Annotated in this window: 25 protein-coding genes; 20 read left to right on the forward strand and 5 right to left on the reverse strand. The window is 67.8% G+C overall.

The window, feature by feature from the left end; translation table 11 throughout:
- Positions 1-93 precede the first annotated feature (93 nt).
- A complete protein-coding gene (locus DID98_RS05730; RefSeq protein WP_124486141.1) occupies positions 94-969 on the reverse strand; it encodes an SDR family NAD(P)-dependent oxidoreductase in 876 nt (291 codons plus the stop codon).
- A 186-nt stretch (positions 970-1,155) separates the two neighbouring features.
- Positions 1,156-1,734 carry a TetR/AcrR family transcriptional regulator gene (locus DID98_RS05735; RefSeq protein WP_124486140.1) on the reverse strand — a complete coding sequence of 193 codons (579 nt, stop codon included), beginning with the start codon at positions 1,732-1,734 and terminating at the stop codon, positions 1,156-1,158.
- A 203-nt stretch (positions 1,735-1,937) separates the two neighbouring features.
- On the opposite strand from DID98_RS05735, the gene zwf reads away from it, so the two are divergent.
- Positions 1,938-3,413: a glucose-6-phosphate dehydrogenase gene (zwf, locus tag DID98_RS05740; protein WP_124486139.1), complete on the forward strand. Its 1,476-nt coding sequence runs from the start codon at positions 1,938-1,940 to the stop codon at positions 3,411-3,413.
- Between the two features lie 184 nt (positions 3,414-3,597).
- Here zwf and DID98_RS05745 read toward each other — a convergent pair whose 3' ends face one another.
- The gene (locus tag DID98_RS05745; protein WP_124486138.1) at positions 3,598-4,542 is read right to left on the reverse strand and encodes a LysR family transcriptional regulator; all 945 of its coding nucleotides are present in this window, start codon (positions 4,540-4,542) and stop codon (positions 3,598-3,600) included.
- Between the two features lie 101 nt (positions 4,543-4,643).
- Here DID98_RS05745 and DID98_RS05750 point away from each other — a divergent pair, with 101 nt between their 5' ends.
- The 5 genes from DID98_RS05750 (at position 4,644) to DID98_RS05770 (ending at position 9,320) form a co-directional block, all read left to right on the forward strand.
- On the forward strand, positions 4,644-5,846 hold the full coding sequence (locus DID98_RS05750; RefSeq protein ID WP_124486137.1) for an MFS transporter: 1,203 nt from the start codon (positions 4,644-4,646) through the stop codon (positions 5,844-5,846).
- Between the two features lie 29 nt (positions 5,847-5,875).
- On the forward strand, positions 5,876-6,199 hold the full coding sequence (locus tag DID98_RS05755; protein WP_124486136.1) for a MoaF-related domain-containing protein: 324 nt from the start codon (positions 5,876-5,878) through the stop codon (positions 6,197-6,199).
- A gap of 16 nt (positions 6,200-6,215) precedes the next feature.
- The gene (locus DID98_RS05760; protein ID WP_124486135.1) at positions 6,216-7,184 is read left to right on the forward strand and encodes an LLM class oxidoreductase; all 969 of its coding nucleotides are present in this window, start codon (positions 6,216-6,218) and stop codon (positions 7,182-7,184) included.
- A gap of 149 nt (positions 7,185-7,333) precedes the next feature.
- A complete protein-coding gene (dkgB, locus tag DID98_RS05765) occupies positions 7,334-8,140 on the forward strand; it encodes a 2,5-didehydrogluconate reductase DkgB (protein WP_124520063.1) in 807 nt (268 codons plus the stop codon).
- A 64-nt stretch (positions 8,141-8,204) separates the two neighbouring features.
- Entirely contained in the window at positions 8,205-9,320 is a 1,116-nt protein-coding gene (locus tag DID98_RS05770) for an alkene reductase (protein WP_124486133.1), read from the forward strand.
- Between the two features lie 124 nt (positions 9,321-9,444).
- Here DID98_RS05770 and DID98_RS05775 read toward each other — a convergent pair whose 3' ends face one another.
- Complete coding sequence (locus DID98_RS05775) at positions 9,445-10,110, reverse strand: O-methyltransferase (protein ID WP_124486132.1); 666 nt, start codon at positions 10,108-10,110, stop codon at positions 9,445-9,447.
- A gap of 48 nt (positions 10,111-10,158) precedes the next feature.
- On the opposite strand from DID98_RS05775, the gene DID98_RS05780 reads away from it, so the two are divergent.
- The 7 genes from DID98_RS05780 (at position 10,159) to DID98_RS05810 (ending at position 17,138) form a co-directional block, all read left to right on the forward strand.
- A complete protein-coding gene (locus DID98_RS05780) occupies positions 10,159-10,836 on the forward strand; it encodes a TetR family transcriptional regulator (RefSeq protein ID WP_124486131.1) in 678 nt (225 codons plus the stop codon).
- 538 nt (positions 10,837-11,374) lie between these two features.
- Positions 11,375-12,763 carry an NCS2 family permease gene (locus DID98_RS05785; protein ID WP_124486130.1) on the forward strand — a complete coding sequence of 463 codons (1,389 nt, stop codon included), beginning with the start codon at positions 11,375-11,377 and terminating at the stop codon, positions 12,761-12,763.
- A 239-nt stretch (positions 12,764-13,002) separates the two neighbouring features.
- A complete protein-coding gene (locus DID98_RS05790; RefSeq protein ID WP_124486129.1) occupies positions 13,003-13,596 on the forward strand; it encodes a hypothetical protein in 594 nt (197 codons plus the stop codon).
- A gap of 30 nt (positions 13,597-13,626) precedes the next feature.
- Entirely contained in the window at positions 13,627-13,839 is a 213-nt protein-coding gene (locus DID98_RS05795) for a hypothetical protein (protein WP_124486128.1), read from the forward strand.
- Positions 13,836-14,756: a LysR substrate-binding domain-containing protein gene (locus tag DID98_RS05800; RefSeq protein WP_044845852.1), complete on the forward strand. Its 921-nt coding sequence runs from the start codon at positions 13,836-13,838 to the stop codon at positions 14,754-14,756. The genes DID98_RS05795 and DID98_RS05800 overlap by 4 nt, the downstream gene beginning before the upstream one ends.
- A 225-nt stretch (positions 14,757-14,981) precedes the next feature.
- Positions 14,982-15,764, forward strand: coding sequence for an ABC transporter substrate-binding protein (locus tag DID98_RS05805; RefSeq protein ID WP_044845853.1), 783 nt, complete (start codon positions 14,982-14,984; stop codon positions 15,762-15,764).
- A 258-nt stretch (positions 15,765-16,022) separates the two neighbouring features.
- Entirely contained in the window at positions 16,023-17,138 is a 1,116-nt protein-coding gene (locus DID98_RS05810) for a succinylglutamate desuccinylase/aspartoacylase family protein (protein WP_124486127.1), read from the forward strand.
- Positions 17,139-17,286: 148 nt separating this feature from the next.
- Here the strand turns inward: DID98_RS05810 and DID98_RS05815 are convergent, their stop codons facing one another.
- Positions 17,287-18,093 (reverse strand): MetQ/NlpA family ABC transporter substrate-binding protein, encoded by an 807-nt coding sequence (locus DID98_RS05815; RefSeq protein ID WP_044849040.1) that lies wholly within the window; start codon positions 18,091-18,093, stop codon positions 17,287-17,289.
- Between the two features lie 307 nt (positions 18,094-18,400).
- Here DID98_RS05815 and DID98_RS05820 point away from each other — a divergent pair, with 307 nt between their 5' ends.
- The 7 genes from DID98_RS05820 to DID98_RS05850 all read left to right on the forward strand — a co-directional run bounded on the left by DID98_RS05820 (position 18,401) and on the right by DID98_RS05850 (position 25,453).
- Positions 18,401-19,561, forward strand: a complete 1,161-nt coding sequence (locus tag DID98_RS05820) for a porin (protein ID WP_124486126.1) — start codon at positions 18,401-18,403, stop codon at positions 19,559-19,561.
- Positions 19,562-19,784: 223 nt separating this feature from the next.
- Positions 19,785-20,045, forward strand: coding sequence for a DUF2866 domain-containing protein (locus DID98_RS05825; RefSeq protein ID WP_044849042.1), 261 nt, complete (start codon positions 19,785-19,787; stop codon positions 20,043-20,045).
- Between the two features lie 135 nt (positions 20,046-20,180).
- A complete protein-coding gene (locus DID98_RS05830; RefSeq protein WP_124486125.1) occupies positions 20,181-20,564 on the forward strand; it encodes a DUF6232 family protein in 384 nt (127 codons plus the stop codon).
- A gap of 71 nt (positions 20,565-20,635) precedes the next feature.
- Positions 20,636-20,863 carry a hypothetical protein gene (locus DID98_RS05835; protein WP_124486124.1) on the forward strand — a complete coding sequence of 76 codons (228 nt, stop codon included), beginning with the start codon at positions 20,636-20,638 and terminating at the stop codon, positions 20,861-20,863.
- Positions 20,864-21,130: 267 nt separating this feature from the next.
- Positions 21,131-23,407, forward strand: a complete 2,277-nt coding sequence (locus tag DID98_RS05840) for a TonB-dependent hemoglobin/transferrin/lactoferrin family receptor (protein ID WP_124486123.1) — start codon at positions 21,131-21,133, stop codon at positions 23,405-23,407.
- A 49-nt stretch (positions 23,408-23,456) separates the two neighbouring features.
- On the forward strand, positions 23,457-24,548 hold the full coding sequence (locus DID98_RS05845; RefSeq protein WP_124486122.1) for a hemin-degrading factor: 1,092 nt from the start codon (positions 23,457-23,459) through the stop codon (positions 24,546-24,548).
- Entirely contained in the window at positions 24,545-25,453 is a 909-nt protein-coding gene (locus tag DID98_RS05850; protein ID WP_124486121.1) for a hemin ABC transporter substrate-binding protein, read from the forward strand. Before DID98_RS05845 ends, DID98_RS05850 begins: the two co-directional genes overlap by 4 nt.

A 25,453-nucleotide genomic window follows, 5' to 3' on the forward strand; every position in this document is an offset into this window, starting at 1 on the left:
GTCGGCGTCGGCATCTGCATCTGCAATCGGCAATCGGCAATCGACGACACGGCGCGACGCTCGCGCGAACCCGCGCCGCCCCGGCTCCCGCGCTTACCCGACCTGCTTCAACGCCTGCAGCCCATCCGGCAGCTTCGCGTCCGGGAACATCGTCGACAGCGTCGTATCGCGCCACCGCGCCGCCTCCTCTGCGCGCTGCGCTTCCGCCTGCTCGCACACGAACAGCGCATCGCCGCCGAGCAGCAAGCGCATCGGCACGTCGTCGCGACGCGACAGCTCGACGATCAGCGCCGCGATCCGCGCGGGATCGCCGACCTCGTGACCGCCGTACGCGCCGAGCAATTCGAGCATTTTCCCGACTGACGGCTGATAGTCGGGCAGCAGGCCGTCGACCGCACGCTTCGCCTCCGAGGCCCATTCGGTGCGCATCCCGCCCGGCTCCAGCGTGCAGACGCGCACGCCGAACGGCGCGACTTCCTTCGACAGCACGTCGCTGAACCCGCCGACCGCCCACTTCGCGGCCTGATACGCGGACAGGCCAACCGTCGCCGTGCGCCCGCCGACCGACGAAACCTGGAAGATGTGGCCCGCGCGCTGCGCGCGCATCGTCGGCAGCACCGCGCGCGTCAGGTTGACCACGCCGAACAGGTTCGTTTCGATCTGGTCGCGGAAGTCGTCGGCACCCATCTGCTCGAACGGTGCCGTATGACCGTAGCCCGCGTTGTTCACCAGCACGTCGATGCGGCCGAACGCGTCGCGGGCCGCCGCCACCGCATGCTCCGCCGCCGCCGCGTCGGTCACGTCGAGTTCCATCGGCAGCAGCCGGTCGCCGTACCGTGCTTCCAGATCCGCGAGCCGCGCGGGATCGCGCGCGCCGGCCACCAGACGATCGCCCGCCGCCAGCACCGCTTCCGCGATCGAGCGCCCCAGGCCGCGTGCGGCCCCCGTTACCAGCCAGACTTTCGACATTTTTCCACTCCTCGACAAAGTTGAAACCAAAAATGAATGATTACTCACTCATTAATATGGGCGACGAGACGATCGTTTTCGCCGCGCGTCGCCCTGCCTGAAACCGCCTTCCGTCGGTGCGGCAGCGCCCGAACCCAAGGCGCCGCCGATCACCCGTCTTCAGATTTCCGTCACGCCGATCGCCACTCACACCGCGTGCAACACGGCCCACAGCGCACGAAACCCGGCCTCGCGGTACGCATCGGCCAACGCCGGGTCGCGCGCGATCGACTCCATCGCCGTTTCCGCGATCGACGTGAACAGCGCCGCGCAGAACGCGTGCGCGTCGTCGGTCTTCAGCCCGCCCGCCGCGGCGACTTGCGCACGCAGCAACGCGCTGATCGCGCCGAAGCCTTCGGTACCGGCCGCGCGATGCGTGTCGTCGATACGGCCGCTCACGCCGAGCTGCTGCAGCGCGCGCCGCCCGTCCGGGTTCGCGACGCCCCACGACACATAGCCGTTCCACGCATGCCGCATCGCCTGTTCGGCCGGCGCGTGCTCCGGAAACCCGGTCATCATCGCGTCGCGCAGGCCGGCCTTCAGGCTCAGGTACAGCGCGTTCAGCAGCGCATCCTTGGTCTCGAAATAGGTGAACACCGTGCCTTCCGCCACGCCGGCGAGCCGCGCGATGCGCGCGGTGGTCGCGCCCGCGCCGTCCTCCGCGAGCGCGCGGGCGGCAGCGGCGAGGATGGCGTCGTGCTTGTCGGGACTGCGCGGTCGGGCCACGTTCGATTCCTTTAATGAGTGAGCGCTCAATCATAATCGCGCCAACGCAGGTCATGCAAGCCCTGTTACATACGCGGGAACCGATCCGCAATCGATCAAAAGCGTGCACTATTAGTGTTTTCACGTACTGGCGCGCCAACCCACCGGCGCCCGGCGCTCGCCGTTCGTTCCACGCTCACACCGCTTCAGACCGCGAACCACTCATGACGAATAAGCCCAACCAGACCGAAGCCGACCAACCCGTCGACATGATCATCTTCGGCGGCGGCGGCGACCTGGCCGCCCGCAAGCTGTTGCCCGCGCTGTACATGGCGCACCTGCACTGCAACCTGCCGCCGGAGACGCGCATCATCGCGGTCGGCCGCCGCGACTGGGGCATCGACGGCTACCGCAAGTTCATGGACGAGCAATCGCGCCCGTTCATCGACGACAAGGCCTTCGACGCCGACGCGTGGAGTCGTTTCCTCGACCTGTTCCAGTACGTGCTGATCGACGTGAGCGCGCCGGAAGACTACGCGCGCCTCGCCGAAGCGGCGCGCAGCGACGCGATCCGCGTGTTCTATCTGTCGACGTCGCCCGAGCTGTTCACGACGATCTGCGACAACCTGTCGGCCGCGCAGCTCGTCGATGCGCGCTCGCGCGTCGTCCTCGAAAAGCCGCTCGGCCACGATCTCGCGTCGGCGAAGGCGATCAACGATGCGGTCGGCAAGCATTTCGCGGAATCGCAGATCTACCGGATCGACCATTACCTCGGCAAGGAAACCGTGCAGAACCTGATGGTGCTGCGCTTCGGCAACCCGATCTTCGGGCCGCTGTGGCAGGCGCCGAGCATCCGCAGCGTGCAGATCACGGTGGCGGAAACGGTCGGCGTCGGCAGCCGCGCGGGCTTCTACGATCACACCGGCGCGCTGCGCGACATGGTGCAGAACCACCTGCTGCAGCTGCTGTGCATCGTCGCGATGGAGCCGCCGGTGTCGCTCGACCCGGACGCGGTGCGCGACGAGAAGCTGAAGGTGCTGCGCTCGCTGCGGCCGATGGCGCTGTCGGACGTCGCACGCGACACGGTGCGCGGCCAGTACACGGCCGGCGCGGTCGACGGCCAGCCGGTCAAGGGCTATCTCGACGAGGAGAACGTGCCGGCGGACAGCCACGCGGAGACCTTCGTCGCGCTGCGTGCGCACATCAACAACTGGCGCTGGGCGAACGTGCCGTTCTTCCTGCGCACCGGCAAGCGGCTGCAGCGCCGCCAGTCGGAAATCGTGATCGAGTTCGCCGACATGCCGTTCTCGATCATCCCGACCGGCCCGCGCCACTACAGCAACCGCCTCGTGATCCAGCTGCAGCCGGAAGAGTCGATCCAGCTGCAGATGCTCGCGAAGGAGCCGGGCAGCGGGATGAAGATGGTGCCCGTGAGCCTGAACCTCGACCTGCAGCAGGCGATTCCGGAACGGCGCGCGGAAGCGTACGAACGGCTGCTGATCGACGTGATCCGCGGGCGCCTCACGCACTTCATGCGCCGCGACGAACTCGAGGCCGCCTGGTCGTGGGTCGAGCCGATACTCAACGGCTGGAAGCAACTCGGCGACCGTCCGCGCCTGTACACCGCAGGCACGTTCGGGCCGGCGGCATCGTCGGCGCTGCTGGCGCGCGACAACATGTCGTGGTCCGAAGAGGCGTAAGAAGCTTAAGAAGCGCAGCACACGATGGCATGCCGGCGACGCGAGCGCCGTTGGCATGCCGGGTCACATCAGGGGCGCCCGCCGCACACCGCCCGCCTCCCGGCCGTAACCTTCGGCCAGAGAAAATCCGCTGAGCCGTCCTGCGCGGGAACGGCACCCGGCGGCGACGACGCAGCCGTCCCGGCTACACCGTCCCCATCCACGCCGCCTTGCGCCGCGTCGGCGCATCGCTGCCGCCGCTCCCGCCGCCCAGCACCTCGATCATGTAATCGACGAACGACGCGATCCGCGACGAAATCGCGGTATTCCGGTAATACACCGCGTTGATCGGCTGCTCGACGTCGAGCGTCTGCCGCGCGAGCACCTGCACGAGCCGCCCGGCCTCGCGATCCTGCGCGGTCATGAAATCCGACAGGCACACGACGCCCGCGCCCTCCAGCGCGAGCTGCCGCAGCGTCTCGCCGCTCGACGACCAGATAGCGGGCTCGATGCGGCTCGGCTCGCCGTCCGCGCCGAGGATCGGCCACACGTTCAGCGATTCGGGCTGGGTGAAGCCGAGCAGCGTGTGCTTGCCGAGATCCTCGACCTTGCGCGGCTGGCCGTGCGCTTCGATATAGGCGGGGCTCGCGAGGATGCGCAGCCGGCTGTTGCCGATCCGCCGGCTGTGCAAGGTCGAATCCTTGAGCCGGCCGATCCGGATCGCGACGTCGGTGCGCCGCTCGAGCAGGTCGATGATGCCTTCGTTGCTGTTCAGCTCCAGGTCGACCTTCGGGAAGCGTTCGCGGTAGCCGCGCACGAGCGGCACGATCACGTGCAGCATGAACGGCGTCGCGGCATCGACGCGCAACCGCCCCGACGGCATTTCGCGCCGCGCGAGCATCTGCTCCTCGGCGTTCTCGACCGATTCGATGATCGCGCGCGCCTCCTGCAGGAACGCGCGCCCCTCTTCGGTCAGTTCGAGCCGGCGCGTGGTCCGGCGCAGCAGCGTGGTCTTCAGCTTCTCCTCGAGCCGCGCGAGCGTGCGGCTCGTGGCCGACACGGTGAGGTCGAGCTGCTGGGCGGCGGCGGTGATCGAACCGGTGTCGACCACGGCGGCAAAGGCCTGGAGTTCGTCGAGGGTGATCTTCATTGTTGATCTGAAATCAAAACAATTTGGTTTATAGACCAGTTTTTCCGCAAAAGTAAAGGCGGCACACTGCGCTCCATCCTCACTGGAACCAGGATCCCGCCATGCCACTCGCCCTGCTTGCGCTGACCATCAGCGCCTTTGCCATCGGCACGACCGAATTCGTGATCGTCGGGCTGATCCCGACGATCGGCGCCGATCTCGGCGTCAGCCTGCCGTCGGCCGGCCTGCTCGTCAGCCTCTACGCGCTGAGCGTCGCGATCGGCGCGCCGCTCCTCACCGCGCTCACCGGCCGCGTGCCGCGCAAGATGCTGCTCGCCGCGCTGATGGCGCTCTTCACCGTCGGCAACCTCGTCGCCTGGCAGGCGCCGGGCTACGAATCGCTGATCGTCGCGCGCGTGCTCACCGGCCTCGCACACGGCGTGTTCTTCTCGGTCGGCTCGATCATCGCGACCACGCTCGTGCCGAAGGACAAGGCCGCCAGCGCGATCGCGACGATGTTCAGCGGGATGACCGTCGCGTTCGTCGCCGGCATTCCGCTCGGCACCTTCATCGGCCAGCACTTCGGCTGGCGCGCGACGTTCCTGATCGTCGCGCTGTTCGGCCTCGTCGCGTTCCTCGGCGCGGTGGCGTTCGTGCCGCGCGGTCTTCCGCAAACGCCGCCGGCGCCGCTCGCCCGCCAGTTCCGCGTGCTCGCCCAGCCGCGCCTGCTGCTCGTCTACGCGATGACGGCGGTCGGCTACGGCGGCTCGCTGATCGCGTTCACCTACATGGCACCGCTGCTCGAACAGATCGCCGGCTTCACGCCATCGCAGGTCAGCCTCGTGCTCGTCGGCTACGGCGTGTCGGTCGCGGTCGGCAACGTGTGGGGCGGCAAGCTCGCCGACAGCGTCGGCCCGGTCAAGGCGCTCAAGCGGATCTTCCTGCTGCTCGCGATCGTGCTGCTCGCGCTGACCTTCACGGTGCACGTGAAATGGCTCGCGGTGCTGACGATGCTCGCGTGGGGCGCGGTCGCGTTCGGCAACGTGCCGGGCCTGCAGGTGTACGTCGTCAAGCAGGCGCGCCACTTCGCGCCGGACGCCACCGACGTCGCATCGGGCTTCAACATCGCCGCGTTCAACCTCGGCGTCGCGGGCGGCTCGTCGCTCGGCGGCCTGATCGTCGCGAACGTCGGCCTCGGCCACACGCCGTGGATCGCCGCCGCCGTCACGCTCGGCGCATTCGCGCTGACCGCGCTGAGCGGCCGTCTCGACCGCGGCCAGGGGCTGCCCGAACGCACGGCCGAACCCGTCGAACTCGCCCATTGAACGTCAACCTTTTGCAGGAGCTGCTCAGCATGAACGCATCGACCCAACGCCCGCCGTTCGCCGGCAAGACGTTCGAAGTCCGTTACGAGGGCCTCACCGCGCTCAACGCCTATGACGAAGACGGCCTCCGCATGCGCTACGAAATCACCGAAGGCGCATACGCCGGCGCGAAGGGCGAAGTCGCCTGCACGTGGCAGCACGTCGCCGGCGAGACCTATGCGATCTCGTGGCAGGAAGCCGACCGCGCCACCGTGGTGCACATCGACGACTTCGCGGCCGGCACATCGCGCTCGTTCTTCACCGCGGCGTCGCTCGATTTCTACCGGCTCGAAGGCAGCCTGCGCGCGATCTGAACGGAGACGCCCGATCATGTCCACCTCACTCGACAAGCTCACCGCCGGCGGCTTCAGCATCGGCATCGAACTGCCGCTCGACAACGACTGGTCGCCGGCCGGCGACGCGAAGCGCCAGCATGACGGCCGCCGCCCCGGCGTGCCCGACCTGGAAATGCACGCGGAACTCGCGCAACTGGCCGACACGCTCGGCTTCCGCGCGCTCTGGGTGCGCGACGTGCCGGTGTACGACCCGTCGTTCGGCGACGCCGCGCAGGTGTTCGAGACCTTCTCGTATCTCGGCTACCTCGCCGGCATCACGCGCGACATCCTGCTCGGCACGGCGGCCGTCGTGCTGCCGCTGCGCGAACCGCTGCTGACGCTGAAATCCGCCGCGACGATCCAGGAACTGAGCCGCTCACGCCTGCTGCTCGGCGTCGCGAGCGGCGACCGGCCGGTCGAATATCCGCTGTTCGGCCGCGACTTCGCATCGCGCGGCGCGAATTTCCGCGACCAGATCGCGCTGCTGCGCGACGGCGCGCGCGCTCACCTGCCGCCGGGCCTCGACGTGCTGCCGGCCGCGCGCTCGCCGGTGCCGCTGCTCGTCGCGGGTCTCGCGCAGCAGACGCCCGCCTGGATCGGCGAACACATGGACGGCTGCCTCGCGTATCCGGGCACGCCGGACGATCACCTGAAACGGGTCGCGAACTGGCGCGCGGTGGCCGGCAACAAGCCGTACGTGAGCTTCATCCACCTCGACCTCGCGGATGATCCGCACGAGCCGCTGCAGCGGCACCGCTTCGGCGCGCGCGCCGGGCGCATCGCGCTGACGGAGGAACTCGCGGCGATGCGCGACGCGGGCGTGCAGCACATCGGCCTGCATTTCCGCCGCAACCGCCGTCCGCTCGACGAGACGATGGCCGAGATCGCGTCGGACGTGCTGCCGGCATTCCATGCGAATGCGAACGACGCTGCCGACACGAGCGCGCACACGGCCACGGCCTGACGAAGGCACGCCGGCAGCCGGCTCGACCCACGACAGATATTTGACTTTAAATCAAATATTTTTGACCTCTAAAGGCGTTTATCTCATCAGTATCAAACGCCAGAATGACTTCCATACCGCAATCGGTCCACCTATCCCAGGAGCACAAGATGAGCAACATTCCCGCATTCGGCCTCGGTACGTTCCGCCTGCAAGGCCAGGTTGTGATCGACTCGGTCCGTAACGGCCTCGAAGTCGGCTATCGCGCGATCGACACCGCGCAGATCTACGGCAACGAAGCCGAAGTCGGCGAAGCGATCGCCGCGTCGGGCGTGCGCCGCGAAGACGTGTTCCTCACGACGAAGATCTGGGTCGACAACTACGCACCGGAAAAGCTGGTGGCGAGCCTCGAGGAGAGCCTGCGCAAGCTGCGCACCGACTATGTCGACCTGACGCTGATCCACTGGCCGGCCCCGGACAACGGCGTGTCGCTCGAGGCATTCATGACTGCGCTCGCCGAAGCCAAGGCGAAGGGCCTCACGCGCCAGATCGGCATCTCGAACTTCAACATCGAACTGACGAAGCAAGCGATCGCGGTGGTCGGCAAGGATGCGATCGCGACGAACCAGATCGAACTCAGCCCGTACCTGCAGAACCGCAAGCTGGTCGAGTTCCTGAACGCCGAAGGCATCCACGTGACGTCGTACATGACGCTCGCGTACGGCAAGGTGCTCGGCGACCCGGTGATCGGCGCGATCGCGCGGCGTCACGACGCGACGCCGGCGCAAGTCGCGCTGGCCTGGGCACTGCAACTCGGCTACTCGGTGATCCCGTCGTCGACCAAGCGCGAGAACCTCGCGAGCAACCTGCTCGCGCAGACGCTGCGCCTCACCGACGAAGACATGGCGCAGATCGCCGCGCTCGAGCGCAACGGCCGCGAAGTCGATCCGGCCGGCCTCGCGCCGACGTGGGACTAAGCGCGCCGCACCCTCAATCGACCCGTCCGCGGCCAGCCGGCCGCGGCACCGACAGGAATCCATCATGACCCAGGACCCGCTGTTCCAACCGCTGCAATTCGGCGCGCTGACGCTGCCGAACCGCATCGTGATGCCGCCGATGACGCGCTCGCGCGCGAGCCAGCCCGGCGACGAAGCCAACGAACTGATGGCCGCGTATTACGCGCAGCGCGCGAGTGCGGGCCTGATCGTCAGCGAAGGCACCTACATCGCGCCGCTCGGCAAGGGCTACGCATGGACGCCCGGCATCCACACGCCGTCGCAGGTCGCCGGCTGGCGCAAGGTGACGGACGCCGTCCACGCCACGCACGGCCGCATCTTCGCGCAGCTGTGGCACGTCGGCCGGCTGAGCCACACGAGCCTGCTCGGCGGCCGGCAACCCGTGTCGTCGTCGCCGCTCCAGGCGAAGGGCGTGAACGTGTTCATCGCCGGTGAAGACGGCAGCACGCCGGGCTTCGTGCAGGCCTCCGAGCCGCGCGCGCTGTCCGTCGACGAAATCCGCGAGATCGTCGATCAGTACCGCGCCGCCGCGCGCAACGCGATCGAGGCAGGCTTCGACGGCGTCGAGCTGCATGGCGCGAACGGCTATCTCGTGAACCAGTTCATCGACTCGAACGCGAACACGCGCACCGACGCGTACGGCGGCTCGCTCGAAAACCGGCTGCGCTTCCTGCGCGAAGTCACGCAGGCGCTGATCGAAGGCACCGGCGACGCATCGCGCGTCGGCATCCGCCTCGCGCCGTTGACCACGCTGAACGGCTGCGTCGACGACGATCCGGAAACGACCTACCTCGCCGCCGCGAAGCTGCTCGGCGAACTCGGCGTCGGCTACCTGCACATCGCGGAAGCCGACTGGGACGATGCGCCGCTGATGCCGGTCGAATTCAAGCAGCAGCTGCGTGCCGCGTACCCGGGCGTGCTGATCTACGCCGGCGCGTACACAGCAGAGCGCGCCCGCGAAGCGATCGCCGCCGGCTGGGCCGACCTCGTCGCCTTCGGCCGCCCGTTCGTCGCGAACCCCGACCTGCCCGAGCGCCTGCGCACCGGCGCCGCGCTCACGCCGCACGACCGCAATACGCTGTTCGGCGGCGGCGCACAGGGCCTGACCGACTATCCGACGCTCGCGCAAGCCGCGGCGTAAACGATCCGAAGGAATCCTGCATGAAAGCAACGCTCGCCCGGCTCGCGCTCGCCGCGAGCCTGCCGTTCACGGCGGCCCAGGCGGCGCGCGCCGCGCGGCCAGCATGCTTGCAACGTCTCGCCGCTCAGCCGATCCGCATCGACAGCTCGACATCGCCGCCGAACGGCACCGACAGGTAGCCGTTCTCCGGCGCACGCACGTAGGCGAGGTAGTCGGGGCTGTATTCCGCGTTGTCGGCGACGACGAACGCGCCGGGCCGCAGCCGCGGCTCGACCCGCGCGAGGATCTCCGGATACAGCGCCTTCGCGCCGTCGAGCAACACGAGATCGACGGTCTCCGGCAGATCGGCCGCCAGCGTGCGCAGCGCATCGCCCACGCGGATTTCCACCAGATCGGCCAGCCCGGCCGCCGTCAGATTCGCGCGCGCCCGTTCGACCTTCGACGCTTCGAACTCGCTCGTGATCACCCGGCCGCCGCCGTTGTCGCGCAGCGCGGCCGCGAGGTGCAGCGTCGAGATGCCGAACGACGTGCCGAATTCGACGATCGAGCGCGCACCGCAGCCGCGCGCGAGCATGTACAGCAGCGTGCCCGTCTCGCGCGACACCGCGAGCGGATAGTCCTTCAGGCGTGCATAGAAATCGGCGTAACCGGTCTTGCTGCGCATCAGCCGCGCGTGCTCGTCGTGCGACAGGTCGGCGAAGTCCGGGCTCGACGCGGGCGACGATGCCTCGGCTTCGTCGAACAGGCGCGCGAGCAGCGCCGCCAGCGGGTCGTGAATCAGGGTGGTCATGCGAATCTCCGGTGTCAGGTTGAGTGCGTCAGGGCGCCCGACTAGAATATGACGAACTATTCATGTTTTACTATTCGCATTGGCAGACCCGTCATGACCGACCGCCGCAACACCCCGATCGCCTCGCGCAGACTGCCTCGGCAGGCCCGCTCGACCCAGCTCGTCGACGCCGTGCTGCAGGCCGCTATTCAGGTTCTGGCGACCGAAGGCGCGCAGCGCTTCACGATGGCGCGCGTCGCCGAGCGCGCCGGCGTGAGCGTCGGCTCGCTGTACCAGTACTTCCCGAACAAGGCGGCCGTGCTGTTCCGGCTCCAGCACGACGAGTGGCGGCAGACGTCCGGGATGCTCTGCGCGATTCTGCAGGACCCGCAGCAGACGCCGCCCGAGCGCCTGCGCACCGCCGTCCACGCGTTCATCCGTTCTGAATGCGACGAAGCGCCCATGCGCATCGCACTCGATGATGCCGCGCCGCTCTATCGCGACGCCCCCGAGGCGCAGGAAGTGAAGGCCGCGTGCAACCGGATCTTCAGCGCGTTCATGCGCGAAGCGCTGCCCGACGTGCCCGACGCCACGCATGCGCTCGCGTGCGAATTGATCATGACGACGCTCACGACGGGCGGCAAGGCATTCTCCGAAACCGCGCGCACGCCTGCGGAAATCGACGCATATGCGACCGCGATGGCCGACATGTTCTGCACGTACCTCGCGCATCTCGCGCGTGTCTGATGCAGTGGCAGGCCAGGACGAGCGCGGGCGCGGCCCGCGCGCGGCACCGGCATCATCCGGATGCGGGTTGCGCACGGCCGCGTTTTCACATCCGGCGCGGCTGTTTCCGCGCGCCCGCGCAGCCTCTCCGAAAGTCCTTCGTAAGAGTCGATGCATCACCCGCTCCCGCCCCGCCCGCCGACCCTGCATTCAAATAGTCGCCTTAACGGATTCGAACTAGGCGTATACACGCGTTCCGCGACCACGAAGCCCCGTTGCACGCCGATATAAGCGCTGCGACATGCGCTGCATGCTCATCCCCCAATGGGACGTGACGGGCCGTTCGCCTAACCTTCGCTACGGCAAAGCACACGTGACAGGATCGACCGCACCACGCGTCGCACGACGCGGCATACGCGCCCCCTTCGACGCGCGTACGACGACACGACTCACGCGTGAAGCGTCCCCACGACGCCGCCGAACATTCCAACCAGATTCGAGACACCCTGACGACGGTCCGCCACGGGCCGTTTCAGCATGCTGATAAAGGAGCAAGCTCATGAGTGATACCCCGGTGCAGCCGACGGTCGGCGTCGGCGCGGAAGAAACGGACTTCGGCACCAAGGGAGTCATCGACCGGTACTTCGGCATTTCGTCGCGCGGCAGCACGCAGCGTCGCGAAATCGTCGCGGGCGTGACCACTTTCCTCGCGATGGTCTACTCCGTGTTCGTCGTGCCCGGCATGTTCGGCAAGGCCGGCTTCGACACGAGCGCGGTATTCGTCGCGGTCTGCCTCACCACCGCGTTCGGTTCGCTGCTGATGGGCCTGTGGGCGAAGCTGCCGATCGCGATCGGCTGCGCGATTTCGCTGACGGCGTTCACCGCGTTCGGGCTCGTGCTCGGCAAGGGCCTGCCGCCGGCCGTCGCGCTCGGCGCCGTGTTCCTGATGGGTCTCGTGTTCACGGGCATCTCGGTCACCGGCGTGCGTTCGTGGATCCTGCGCAACCTGCCCGCGGGCGTCGCGCACGGCACCGGGATCGGCATCGGCCTGTTCCTGCTGCTGATCGCGTCGAACGACGTCGGCCTCGTGATCAAGAATCCGGGCGCCGGCCTGCCGGTCTCGCTCGGCCAGATCACCGCGTTCCCGGTCATCATGTCGGTCGTCGGCCTCGCCGCGATCTTCGGGCTCGAGAAGCGTCGCGTGCCGGGCGGCATCCTGCTCGTCGTGGTCGCGATTTCGCTGATCGGCCTCGCGTTCGATCCGGCCGTGAAGTACCGCGGCATCTTCGCGCTGCCGTCGCTGAGCGCACCGGGCCACGCGTCGCTGATCGGCGCGATGGACATCAAGGGCGCATTGTCGATGGCCGTGCTGCCGAGCGTGCTGGCGCTCGTGATGACCGCCGTGTTCGACGCGACCGGCACGATCCGCGCGGTCGCGGGCCAGGCCGGCCAGCTCGACGAGAACGGCCGCATCATCAACGGCGGCCGCGCGCTGACCGCCGATTCGGTCAGCTCGATCTTCTCCGGCTTCCTCGGCGGCGCGCCGGCGGCGGCCTACATCGAGTCGAGCGTCGGCGTGGCGGCCGGTGCGAAGACGGGCCTCGCGGCCGCGGTGGTCGGCGTGCTGTTCCTGGTCGTGATGTTCTTCTCGCCGCTCGCGGGCCTCGTGCCGTCGTACGCCACGGCCCCCGCGCTGATGTACGTCGGCCTGCTGATGCTCGGCAGCGTGAGCAAGCTGCACATGGACGACATGGTCGACGCGATGTCGGGCCTCGTGTGCGCGGTGTTCATCGTGCTGACCGCGAACATCGTGACGGGCATCATGCTCGGCTTCTCGACGCTCGTGATCGGCCGCGTCGCCAGCGGCGAATTCCGCAAGCTCAACGTCGGCACCGTGCTCATCGCGGCCGTGCTCGTCACGTTCTATCTCGGCGGCTGGGCGATCTGACCGCGGATCATGCGCGACGTCGCCTGCCGAAGGGCGGCGCGCATCGGGACGGCATCGTCTCCTCCACCATCGTCGTTGATGGTCTCCAGGCTCGGGAACGTACGTTTCCGGGCTTTTTTTCGTCGGTGCGACGGGGGTTCCGGCGGGCCCTCCGGCCGGGACGGGAAACCGCGGCAGCGTGCCGCGCATCGCGAATCCGCACGCGGTGCTACGATCGCGTTTTATCCTCCGGAACGCTCATGAATCCGTTCGGCATCGTCTCCGAATCAGACACGCGGACCGCGGCGCGCAAGCCACCGTTCATCCCGTCGTTCGGTTTCGTCGAAGTTCATGAATCGCGGCCGATCGACGCGCCGCCGTCGCGCATCATCGATGCGGTGGCCACGCTCGACATGCGCGCCGATCCCGTCATCGACGCGCTGCTTGCCGTGCGCGAAGCGCCGGCGGCCATCGCCCGCGCGCTGGGCCAGCGTCCGGCCGGCGCCGCCCGCGAGCGCTTCGGCTTCGATTCGTTCACGCTGCTGCATCGCGACGACACGTCGCTGTCGCTCGGGCTCGTCGGACGCTTCTGGCGTCCGACGCCCGACGTGCGCACGATCGACGACGCCGCGGCGTTCGTGCGGCACGACGATCCGGATGACGCGAAGCTGGTGTTGCGCTTCGAGGTCGTCGGGCTGTCGTCAGGCGCGCGGCTGCTGCGCACCGAAACCTTCGTGCACTGTCCGAGCGCGCGCACGCGCCTGCTGTTCCTGCCGTACTGGCTCGCGATCCGGCTCGGGAGCGGCTGGATCCGCCGCCGCACGCTCGCGGCCGTCGAACTGGCGCTCGCCTGACACGCCGGGACGCCGTCGAACGGAAACGCGATGATGTCGTATCGCGGCATACATCGACGGCATCTCGAACACGCACGCAACATCATCTGCAATCCTGATCGGTTTGCCGCCGGACACGGCGAAACTGTGCCGCGCACCGCCGCGCGATTTTTGTTCCGCCCCGCGCCCGCCGTCACCTCGCGCTACCCTATCGATCTTCGCGCCGGCGCCCCGGCCCGCCGCCAGATCCGAACCGATCGATGACCCGCATCCGCAACCACCTGAACATCGCGCAGCTCCAGGCCTTCGTCTCCGCCGCGCATCACAAGAGCCTGCGCGCCGCCGCGCGCGAGCTCGGCGTCACCCAGCCCGCGATCACGCACACGATCCGCGAACTCGAAACGGCGCTGAACGCGGAACTGCTCGTGCGCAGCGTGCGCGGCGTCGAGCTGACCGCGTGCGGCCACGCGCTGCTGCCGCGCGCCGAGCAGCTGCTCGGCGACATGCGCCGCACCGTCGAGGCCGTCGAGCAGGTGAAAGGGGAAATGTCGGGGCGCGTCGCGGTCGGCACGATGCCGTCGATCGCGCTGACCGCGCTGCCGCACGCGGTCACCGCCTTCCGCCGGTCGATGCCGAACGTGAACCTGCATCTGGAGGAAGTGACGGTGCCCGACGCGCTCGCGCAGCTGCGCAACGGCACGCTCGACATCGCTGCGATGCACCATGTGCCCGCGCTCGACCGCGATTTCACGCAGGTCCCGCTGCTGTCGACCGAGTTCACCGTCGTGATGCGCGAAGGCCACCCGCTCGCGCACGCGCGCCGATTAGAGGAATTGCTCGACGCGGAATGGATCGTCACGGTCGGCGCCGAGCAGTTTCCGCACAGCGTGATGGTCGGGATGTTCGAGGCGCGCGGGCTGCCGCTGCCGAAGCGCCTGCTGCGCTCGCCGATGTCGTTCGCGGTGACGCTCGGGCTCGTCGCGCGCTCCGACGTGATCGGCTGCTTCACGCGCCCGCTGGCCGCGATGGTGGCGCCGCTCGGGATCCGCACGGCCGATCTCGACGAAAGCATGCCGCGCTTCGACCTGTCGATCATCGCGCGCCGCGACCTGCTGCCGACGCCGGCGGTATCGCAATTCGTCACCTGCCTGCAGCGCGCGGTCAACGAAACGCTAGGTTGAATCGTTCCTTCCTCTGAAACGGTCGCGCGCCGCATGCGCAGCCGTCGGGTCCGGTATCGGGGCTTGTCCTAGGCGCCCTGCCGGTATTTTGTCTTGATAATCTTGCGCACGTCGCGCGCCCGCATCGGGCAGCGAAACGGACAGTCCGACGCGAAGCCGCGCCGGGCCGAAGGCTTACGGCGCGGCACAACCGCGCACCCATCGAACAAAACGAGGAGTCACCGAGTGAAAAAGATTCTTGCGGCTGTGACCGTGGCCCTGCTCGCCGTATCGGCCGGCACTGCATACGCGAAGGACTGGACGACCGTACGCTTCGGCGTCGACGCAAGCTACCCGCCTTTCGAATCGAAAGGGGCTGACGGCAAGGTGGTCGGCTTCGACGTCGATCTCGGCAACGAAATCTGCCGCCGCATCAACGCGAAGTGCGTGTGGATCGAGAACGACTTCGACGGGATGATCCCCGCACTGAAGGCTCGCAAGTTCGACGGCGTCCTGTCGTCGATGTCGATGACGCCGGCACGCGAGGAACAGATCGCGTTCTCGTCGAAGCTGTTCAACACGCCGACGCGCCTCGTCGCGAAGAAGGGCGCCGGCCTGATGCCGACGGCCGAATCGCTGAAGGGCAAGTCGGTCGGCGTCGAGCAGGGCACGATCCAGGAAACCTACGCGAAGACGTACTGGGCCTCGAAGGGCGTGAACGTCGTGCCTTACCAGAACCAGGACCAGGTCTACGCCGACCTGATCTCGGGCCGTCTGGACGGCGCGCTGCAGGACGCGGTGCAGGCTGAAATCGGCTTCCTGAAGACGCCGCGCGGCGCGAACTTCGATTTCGCCGGCAAGGACATCGACGATCCGAAGACGCTCGGCAACGGCGCCGGCATCGGCCTGCGCAAGGAAGACACCGACCTGAAGGCGAAGATCGACGGCGCGATCGCCGGCATGCGCAAGGACGGCACGTACGACAAGATCGCGAAGAAGTACTTCGATTTCGACGTGTACGGCAAGTAACACCGCGCAACGCGCGCCTCGCGACCGCGCAGACGGGCTCCGCAAGGAGCCCGTTTTTTTTGCTCGCGCTCGGCGAAAGGCCGCTCGACACGCGTGGACGAAGGGCTGCGGCGCAGTTATTTTTTACGCACCAACCCGATGATTCGTAAAGGAAATCGACATGGCCGGCGCGCGGTTTGATAGGTTCGCGGAAGGCAACGTACAATCGATCTTCCACGCATACCGGATCACTCGCGGCTGCGCCGCCCTCCCCTCATCATGCAAACGCAGACCCATCCGCTGATTTCCCCCGCCGTCGGCACCGAACGCCAGATCACGAGCTTCCACTACGGCCCGCGCGGCGGCAGGAAGGTCTACATCCAGTCGTCGCTGCACGCGGACGAACTGCCCGGCATGCTGGTCGCCGCGCTGCTGCGCCGCAAGATCGCCGCGCTCGAGACGGCCGGCAAGCTGCGCGGCGAAGTGGTCATCGTCCCCGTGCCGAACCCGATCGGCCTGTCGCAGCACGTGTTCGGCGATCACCTCGGCCGCTTCGAGCTCGGCTCGATGCAGAACTTCAACCGCAATTTCTACGATCTCGCGGCGCTCGTGCTGCCGCGCATCGAAGGCCGCCTGACGAACGACGCGCAGCGCAACCTCGCCGCCGTACGCGCCGCGATGCGCGAGGCGCTCGACGAACAGAAGCCGCGCACCGAGCTCGAATCGCAGCGCCTCGCGCTGCAGAAGCTGTCGTTCGACGCCGACATCGTGCTCGACCTGCATTGCGACAGCGACGCGGTGATGCACCTGTATACGAACCCCGATCTGTGGGAAGACGTCGAGCCGCTGTCGCGCTACCTGGACGCGCAGGCGTCGCTGCTCGCGCTGAATTCGGTCGGCAACCCGTTCGACGAGATCCACAGTTTCTGCTGGTCGGATCTGCGCAGCCGGTTCGGCGATCGCTTCCCGATCCCGAACGGCGCGATTTCCGTCACGGTCGAATTGCGCAGCGAGCGCGACGTGTCGTACGAACTCGCGGAGAAGGACTCACAAGCGATCGTCGAATACCTGACCGAGCGCGGCGTCATCGACGGCACGCCCGCGCCGCTGCCGCCGCTCGCGCATCCGGCCACGCCGCTCGCGGGCACCGATCCGCTCGTCGCGCCGGTGTCCGGCGTGATCGTGTTCCGCACGCCGGTCGGCGCATGGATCGAGGCCGGCCAGGATGTGGCCGACATCGTCGATCCGCTGACCGATCGCGTGATCACGCTGAAGAGCAGCGTATCGGGCGTGCTGTACGCGCGCCAGATCGTGCGCTTCGCGACCGCCGGGATGGAAGTCGCGCGGATTGCCGGCGCGAACCCGATCCGCACCGGGTCGCTGCTGTCGGCCTGAGTCGCCTCCGGTCCGGGCCGCCTGAACGGCCGGCCCGCGCGCCGCATCGCGACGCGCACCAACGAAATCGCCCGCTTGCGCGGGCGATTTGCTTTTCGGTCCGGCGGCATGCCCGGCGACGTGGCCGGGGGGCAGCCGGGCGCAGCGTTCAGAACGCCGGCACGATCGCGCCGCCGAACTTCTGGTCGATGAACTTGCGCACGTCGTCCGATTCATAGGCCGCGACGAGCTTCTTCACCCACGGCTTGTCCTTGTCCTGCGCGCGCACCGCGATCAGGTTCGCGTACGGCCCGCGCAGGTCCTCGATCGCGATCGCATCCTTCACCGGCGTGAGCCCGGCCTTCACCGCGTAGTCGGTGTTGATCGATGCGGCGTCGACATCGGGCAGCGCGCGCGGCAACTGCGCGGAGTCGAGTTCGACGATCTTGATCTTCTTCGGGTTCTCGGCGATGTCGAGCGGCGTCGCGTTCACGCCGTTGCTGCCGACGCCCGGCTTCAGCTTGATCACGCCGTACTTCTGCAGCAGCAGCAGCGCGCGGTTGCCGTTGGACGGATCGTTCTGGATCCCGACCTTCGCGCCGGCCGGCAAGTCCTTCAGCGACTTGAGCTTCTTCGAATAGAAGCCCATCGGCGCCGTGTAGGTCAGCCCGACGTTGACGATCTTGTAGCCGCGCTGCTTGATCTGGCTGTCGAGGAACGGCTGGTGCTGGAAGCCGTTCGCATCGAGGTCGCCCGCATCGAGCGCCGCGTTCGGCTGCACGTAGTCGTTGAATTCGATGACCTTGATCGCGAGCCCTTCGCGTGCGGCGACTTTCGTCACCTCGGTCCAGATCTGCGCGTCGGGGCCGCTCATCGTGCCGATCTTCAGCGTCTGGGAATCGGCGTGCGCGCCGGGCGCGGCAAAGGCCAGCGCCGCGGCAAGCGCGCCGAGGCCGGTCAGGATCGAACGTCGCATGGTGTCCTCTTGTCCCGTGTCGTTGTTGAAGCGCGCATCGTGGCACGGGGCCGGACCGGCACCAACCAAGCTTATTTCATGTGCATATTCCTCACTCCGATCGAATCTCAGGCGGAATCGGTATAACTCCCTGCTGTACAACCGGGCAGAATCCAATGTCGCATCGGCACCACAGATTTGTCATATGACAAAGGCTGTCACATTCATTACGTGGCCCGCCGATAAAGTTGCGACCGGTCCGTGAAAGCGCCCATAGAGAGCGCCGGAACCGCAACTGGACACGCCATTTACTCGCTCGGAGAATCCTTTGAACAAGAAACTGTTGACCATCGCCATCCTCGCAGCAACGGCTGGCACGGCGCACGCACAAAGCAGCGTGACCCTGTACGGTGTCATCGATGCCGGTATCAGCTACGTGAACCACAGCAAGACCGCGAACGGCGGCAGCGGCAAGCTGTTCAAGTACGACGACGGCGTGGCCCAGGGCAGCCGTTGGGGCCTGCGCGGCACCGAAGACCTCGGTGGCGGCCTGAAGGCGATCTTCGTGCTCGAAAACGGCTTCAACAGCGGCAACGGCACGATCGGCCAGGGCGGCGCGATCTTCGGCCGTCAAGCATACGTCGGCCTGAGCCAGGCGCAATACGGCACGGTCACGTTCGGCCGTCAGTACTCGTTCTCGACCGACATCCTCGGCTCGAACTACTCGACGGGCGGCAACACGGTCGCGGGTAACTACGCGTACCACGTGAACGACGTCGACCAGCTCACGTCGAGCCGCATCAACAACTCGGTGAAGTTCCAGAGCGCGAACTACGCCGGCTTCACGTTCGGCGCGTTGTACGGCTTCTCGAACTCGACCGACTTCGCAGGCGCACCGTCGACCACGACGGGCACCACGACGACGGCCGGTTCGTCGCGCGCATACAGCTTCGGCCTGAACTACGCGAACGGCCCGTTCGCGCTCGGCGCCGCCTACACGGACATCCGCTTCCCGAGCCAGTCGACGCCGGCATTCTCGACGTCGATCGCGAACATCGCGCTGACGAACATCCGCGACCTGCGCACGTACGGCGTCGGTGGCCGCTACCTCTTCGGGCCGGCAACGGCATGGCTGCTCTGGACGCGCACGCAGTTCACCCCGATCGCGGCTGGCGCATCGGGCACGTTCTACAACGCGTATGAAGCGGGCGTGAAGTACGCGATCACGCCGGCCCTGTCGGCAGCAGTCGGCTACACGTACACGAACGCCACGCAAAGCGGCAACTCGGCACACTGGAACCAGGGCAACATCGGCCTCGACTACGCACTCAGCAAGCGTACGGACGTGTACGCGCTGGTCATCGGCCAGAAGGCGTCGGGCAACAACGTGCAGGCGCAGATCGGCTCGAGCACGAGCTACTTCAGCACGTCGGGCAACGGTGCGACGAACCAGATCGCCGCGCGCGTCGGTATCCGCCACAAGTTCTAAAGCATCCGCTTAACTCGTCCGCTCATCGCGCGGATGACGACGGCACGAAGCGCCCCGCTCCATGCGGGGCGCTTTTTTATGGGCTTTTAAGTTTCGCTTAATTCTGGGCTGAGAGGATGCTCTCACCCCCCCTGTTGGCCGCCTGAGCATCGGCGGCTTCTTTTTTTTGAGACCCACTACGGCACCGCCATCAACTGCCCGCAAGACAGGATCGGAGGCCAAGATGATCGAAGATACCGTTTTCAGCCATCTGCACGCGATTCTGACGCGTCAGCATTCGCTACCGGTCCAGAGCTGCCGCGTGTCGGTGGCGATGCAGCGCCCATGGGGCCGCCCGTACCGGCTCGTCGAATGGACGATGCATCTCGACGCGCCCGCGCGGCGCCAGATCGTGCCGGCCGAATCGACCGACGAAGAGATCGCCGAGGTCGTCGCGTCGCACGTGCCGGGCCGCCTGTACGGCGACGGCCAGCTGCAGTTCTGACTTCCCCCTCGTTACGCCTCGTTACCCGTCCCTGCCCGCAGCGCGGCCGGCCCGCACGCATCGTGCGGCACTCGGTCTCGTTTGACGCGGCAACGAAGTCTGCTACGCTGCGCGTTTTCGTCCACGCACCATACGATGGAAAACGCATTCAACGAACGCGGCGTGATGGTCACGCGCAACGGCCTGTCGGCCGCCGGGCAGGTCTTCCCGCTGCGTGACATCCGCAACGTCGACGTCGTCAAGATCCCGAAGAATCGCCTCGTGCCGTCGCTGATCTCGCTGATCGGCGTGGTCGCCGCCATTGCCGGCGGCATCGGCGGATCGAGCGCCGCGCTGGTCGTCGGCGTGATGCTCGCCGTCGTCGGCTATCTCGCCTGGACCACGCAGGACATCACGTACCGGCTGATGGTCGAGATGCCCGACGGCAAGCGCGAAGCGCTGTCGAGCGTCGACCCCGAATTCGTCGAACGCGTCGCGCAGGTCGTGCGCGATGCACGGACGGCGACGGCCGCCGGCTGATTTCCGCTGCGCGCGCCGACCACCTACTATGAAATGAGCGGCACGCCGCCGCGTCGTTCGAGGAGGTCGGCATGAACCCCCAATCGCTGTCCGGCATGCTGCGCGCGCAGGAACTGCTGCTCGTCACGATGATCCGCGCGCTTCCGCCCGACGCACGCAGCGCGCTCGTCGACCTCTACGCCGAACAGCTCGCGTTCGCCGAACAGGCCGGCTTCGAAGGTCACGGCGATCGCGCGACACACGACGCGTTCATCGCGCATGCGCGCAACCTGCTGATTCGCATCGAATCGCTCGCATAGGGCCTCTGCTCACGCCGATAACGGACCCGCGCCGGCCCGCTTCTCCCGAATTTGCCCCTGCGCGGCGCGTCCGGTCCGCGCCGGCGGCGCACGTCCTCAGACGCCGCTTTCCGTTCTTGTATTGATAATAGTTCTCATTTACACTGAACGAATCATCAATTCCCTTTCAATTCGCCGTTCGCCGCCTGCCGCGCGCGAATGGGCCAGCCAGGTGAACGCGTCACCCAGCCAGCCTTCGGGCTAGTCATCGTCAATGGGAGACCACCTGTGCATTGCTATCCGCTGGCGCGGCGGCCGATCTGTGCCGCGCTGTTCGGCGCGTTCGGCCTGTCCGCCGCCCCGGCTTACGCCGATTCGTCGCCGCAAGGCGCCAACCCTTCATCTGCCGTGCTGACCACCGCCGCCGCATCCACGCGCGGCAATGCGGCGCTGCTCGACCCCGTCACCGTCACGGCCACCCGCACCGCCACCGCCGCGAGCCGCACGGCCGCGTCCGTGTCGGTCATCAGCGACGACGATCTCGACGAGCAGCAGGCGACCAACATCAAGGACGCGCTGCGCTACGAGCCGGGCGTCACGGTGCGCCGCACCGCGTACCGCCCCGGCAGCGCCGCGCTCGGCGGCGGCCGCGACGGCGATTCGAGCATCAACGTCCGCGGCCTCGAAGGCAATCGCGTGCTGCTGATGGAAGACGGCATCCGCCTGCCGAACGCGTTCTCGTTCGGGCCGCTCGAAGCCGGCCGCGGCGACTACGCGGATCTCGACATGCTCAAGCGCATCGAGATCCTGCGCGGGCCGGCATCGGCGCTGTACGGCAGCGACGGGCTGACCGGCGCGGTGAACTTCATCACGAAGGATCCGCGCGACCTGCTGTCGATCTACGGCAAACCCACCTACTTCTCGCTCCGGCCGGGTTACGACTCGGCCGACCGCAGCGTCGGCGCGACGGTGTCGGCCGCGGGCGGCAACGACCGCGTGCAGGGGATGATCATCGCCGACGGCCGGCGCGGCCATGAGGTCGACACGCGCGGCAGCGACAATTCCGCGAGCACGCTGCGCACGACGTCGAACCCGCAGGACGTCTATTCGGAATCGCTGCTCGGCAAGCTCGTGCTGACACCCACCGCGGGCGACACGATCAAATTCACCGCGGAAACCGTGCAGCGCCGCGTGAGCACCGACGTGCTGTCGGCGATCAACCCGCCCGGCACGCTCGGGCTCACGACGCACGACCGGCTCGAGCGCAACCGCTTCAGCATCGACTACGACTTCCGCGACGATGCGTTGCGCTGGTTTCAGAACGCACACGTTCAGTTCTACTACCAGGATGCGATGCAGGATCAATACGCGTTCGAGACGCGCGGCGCGCCGCTGAAATCGCGCTCGCGCGACAACCAGTACAAGGAGCGCACGTTCGGTGGCGCCGCGTTCGCCGAAAGCGGCTTCTCGACGGGCCCGCTCGCGCACAAGCTGCTGTATGGCGTCGACGGCAGCCTGTCGCGCGTGACGAACCTGCGCGACGGCACGGTGCCGGGCGTCGGCGAGGCGTTCCCGAACAAGGCGTTTCCCGATACCGACTACACGCTGTTCGGCGCGTTCGTGCAGGACCAGGTCGGCTATGGCCGCCTGCTCGTCACGCCGGGGCTGCGCTTCGACACGTACCGGTTGAGCCCGACGCGCAACGATCCGCTGTTCACCGGCACCGCGGTGTCGACGAGCGCGAACGAAGTGTCGCCGCGCGTCGCGGTGCTCTACGAGATCACGCCCGCGCTGATTCCGTATGCACAGTACGCGCACGGCTTCCGCGCGCCGACGCCCGACCAGGTGAACAGCAGCTTCTCGAACCCGGTGTACGGCTACACGTCGATCGGCAATCCGAACCTGAAGCCCGAAACCAGCGACACGTTCGAAGCCGGCCTGCGCGGCAAGGCCGGCACCGGCTACGGCGTGGTGCGCTACAGCGCGGCCGCGTTCACGGGCCGCTACCGCAACTTCATCGCGCGCACGACGATCGCGGGCGGCGGCCGGCCAACCGACCCGTTCGTGTTCCAGTACGTGAACTTCGCCGACGCGCGCATCCACGGCCTCGAAGGTCGTGCCGAATGGATCATGCCGAACGGCGTCACGCTGAAGACCGCGATGGCGTTCACCAGGGGCTCGACGCGGAACGACGGCGCGGCGAGCCAGCCGCTGAACACGATCAATCCGTTCTCGGCGGTGTTCGGCGTGCGCTACGAACCCGGCGAACGCTGGTTCGTGCAGACCGACCTGCTGTTCCAGGCCGCGAAACGCGACAAGGACATCGACAAGTCCGACTGCTCGAACAAGGCGTGCTTCGCGCCGCCGTCGTCGTTCGTCGTCGACCTGCGCGGCGGCTACCGCTTCAACAAGCATGTGAGCGCGACGATCGGCATCCGCAACCTGTTCGACCGCAAATACTGGAACTGGTCGGACGTGCGCGGCATCGCCGCCGATTCGCAGGTGCTCGACGCGTATACGTCGTCCGGACGCACCGTCGCCGTCAGCATGAAAGTGGATTTCTGATGCGCGCGATCGCGCGTTCCTGCCCAACCGTTACTTGAAGGAGTCCGACATGATGCATTCCGCCCTTCCCGGCCAGCCGGCCACGCCGGCCCGCGCGCCCGCCGCGTTGCGCGACGCATTCGTCAAGCTCAAGGCCGAGCGCCAGCTGCGCAACCGCGACGTCGCGCAGGCGCTCGGCGTCAGCGAAGGCGAGGCGCTCGCCGCGTTCGTCGGCGAGCACGTGGTGCGGCTCGACGCGCGCTTTCCGGCGATGTTCGAGGAAATGCCGCGCCTCGGCCGCGTGATGGCGCTCACGCGCAACGACACGGCCGTCCACGAGAAGGACGGCGAATATGCGCAGATGAGCCACGACGGCCCGGTCGGCCTCGCGCTCGGCGACATCGACCTGCGCATCTTCTACCGTCACTGGGCGTCCGCGTTCGCGGTGCGCGACGAAACCTCACACGGTCCGCTAAAGAGTTTGCAGTTCTTCGACGCGCAGGGTCATGCGATCCACAAGGTCTACCTGCGCGCGCACAGCGATCACGCGGCGTACGACGCGTTCGTCGAACGCTGGCGCGCGGCGTCGCAGGAGCCGGGGCTCGACGTCGTGCCCGCCGCACCGAAAACGCCCGAGCGGGCCGATACCGGGATCGACGTCGCAGGCTTTCGCGCCGCATGGGACGCGATGACCGACACGCATCAGTTCTTCGGCATCACGCAGCGCTTCGGCGTGAGCCGCATGCAGGCGCTGCGCCTCGCCGAGCCGCGGTACGCGTATCCGGTCGAGGCGACGCGCGCGCTGCGTCACGTGCTCGAACGGGCCGCGGGCAGCGGCCAGCCGATCATGGTGTTCGTCGGCAATGCAGGGATGATCCAGATCCACACGGGCCCCGTCGCGAACGTGCGCGAGGTCGGCGCATGGATCAACGTGCTCGACCCGGGCTTCAACCTGCACGTGCGCGAGGACCTGATCGCCGCCGCGTGGGTCGTGAAGAAGCCGACGAGCGACGGCATCGTCACGTCGCTGGAGTTGTTCGACCGGCAGGGCGACCATGTCGCGCTGCTGTTCGGCGAACGCAAGCCCGGCCGCGTCGAACGCGACGACTGGCGCGCGCTCGTCGCGACGCTGCCGTCGGCGGCGCGCGGAGACGCGCGGTGAGCGCGCGATCGTTCCAGCCGCGACGCCGCGTCGTGCTCGCGGGCGCGATCGCCAGCGCACTCGCGGGCGCGCTGCCCGGCCGAGCGCTCGCGCAAGCCGCGCCGAAGCGCGTGGTCGTGATCGGCGGTGCGCTTGCGGAAACCGCGTTCGCGCTCGGCGGCGCCGACGCGCGCGGTTACCGGCTCGTCGGCACCGACACGACCTGCACGTACCCGGACGCCGCGAAGCGCCTGCCGAAGGTCGGCTACCAGCGCGCGCTGTCGGCCGAGGGGCTGCTGTCGCTACGGCCCGATCTCGTGCTCGCGTCGGCGGAGGCCGGCCCGCCCGCCGCGATCGCGCAGGTGAGAAGCGCGGGCGTCGCGGTCACGACGTTCGACGAGCGGCACGACGTCGATTCGGTGCGCGCGAAGATCACCGGCGTCGCGCAAGCGCTCGACGTACGCGACGCGGGCACCGCGCTGCTGCAACGCTTCGATCGCGACTGGCAGGCCGCGCGCGACGCGGTCGCCGCGCGCGTGCCCGGCGGCGCGCAGCCGCCGCGCGTGCTGTTCGTGCTGAACCATACCGGCAACCAGGCGCTCGTCGCCGGCCAGCGCACGGCCGCCGACGCGATGCTCCGCTACGCGGGCGCGCGCAACGCGATGCAGGGTTTCGATCACTACAAGCCGCTGACGACCGAGGCGCTGGCCGCCGCCGCCCCCGACATCGTGCTGATCTCCGACGAAGGACTCGCGGCGGTCGGCGGGCGCGCCGCGCTGCTCGCCGCGCCCGGCTTCGGCGCGACGCCGGCCGGCCGCGCACGGCGCGTCGTGTCGCTCGATGCGCTGTTCCTGCTCGGCTTCGGTCCGCGCCTGCCGCTCGCCGTCACGACCCTGCACCGGCGCCTGTCGGATGCGCTCGCCTGA

Origin of the sequence: Burkholderia sp. Bp8984 (genome assembly GCF_003853755.1) — a bacterium.
Taxonomy (GTDB): Bacteria; Pseudomonadota; Gammaproteobacteria; order Burkholderiales; family Burkholderiaceae; genus Burkholderia.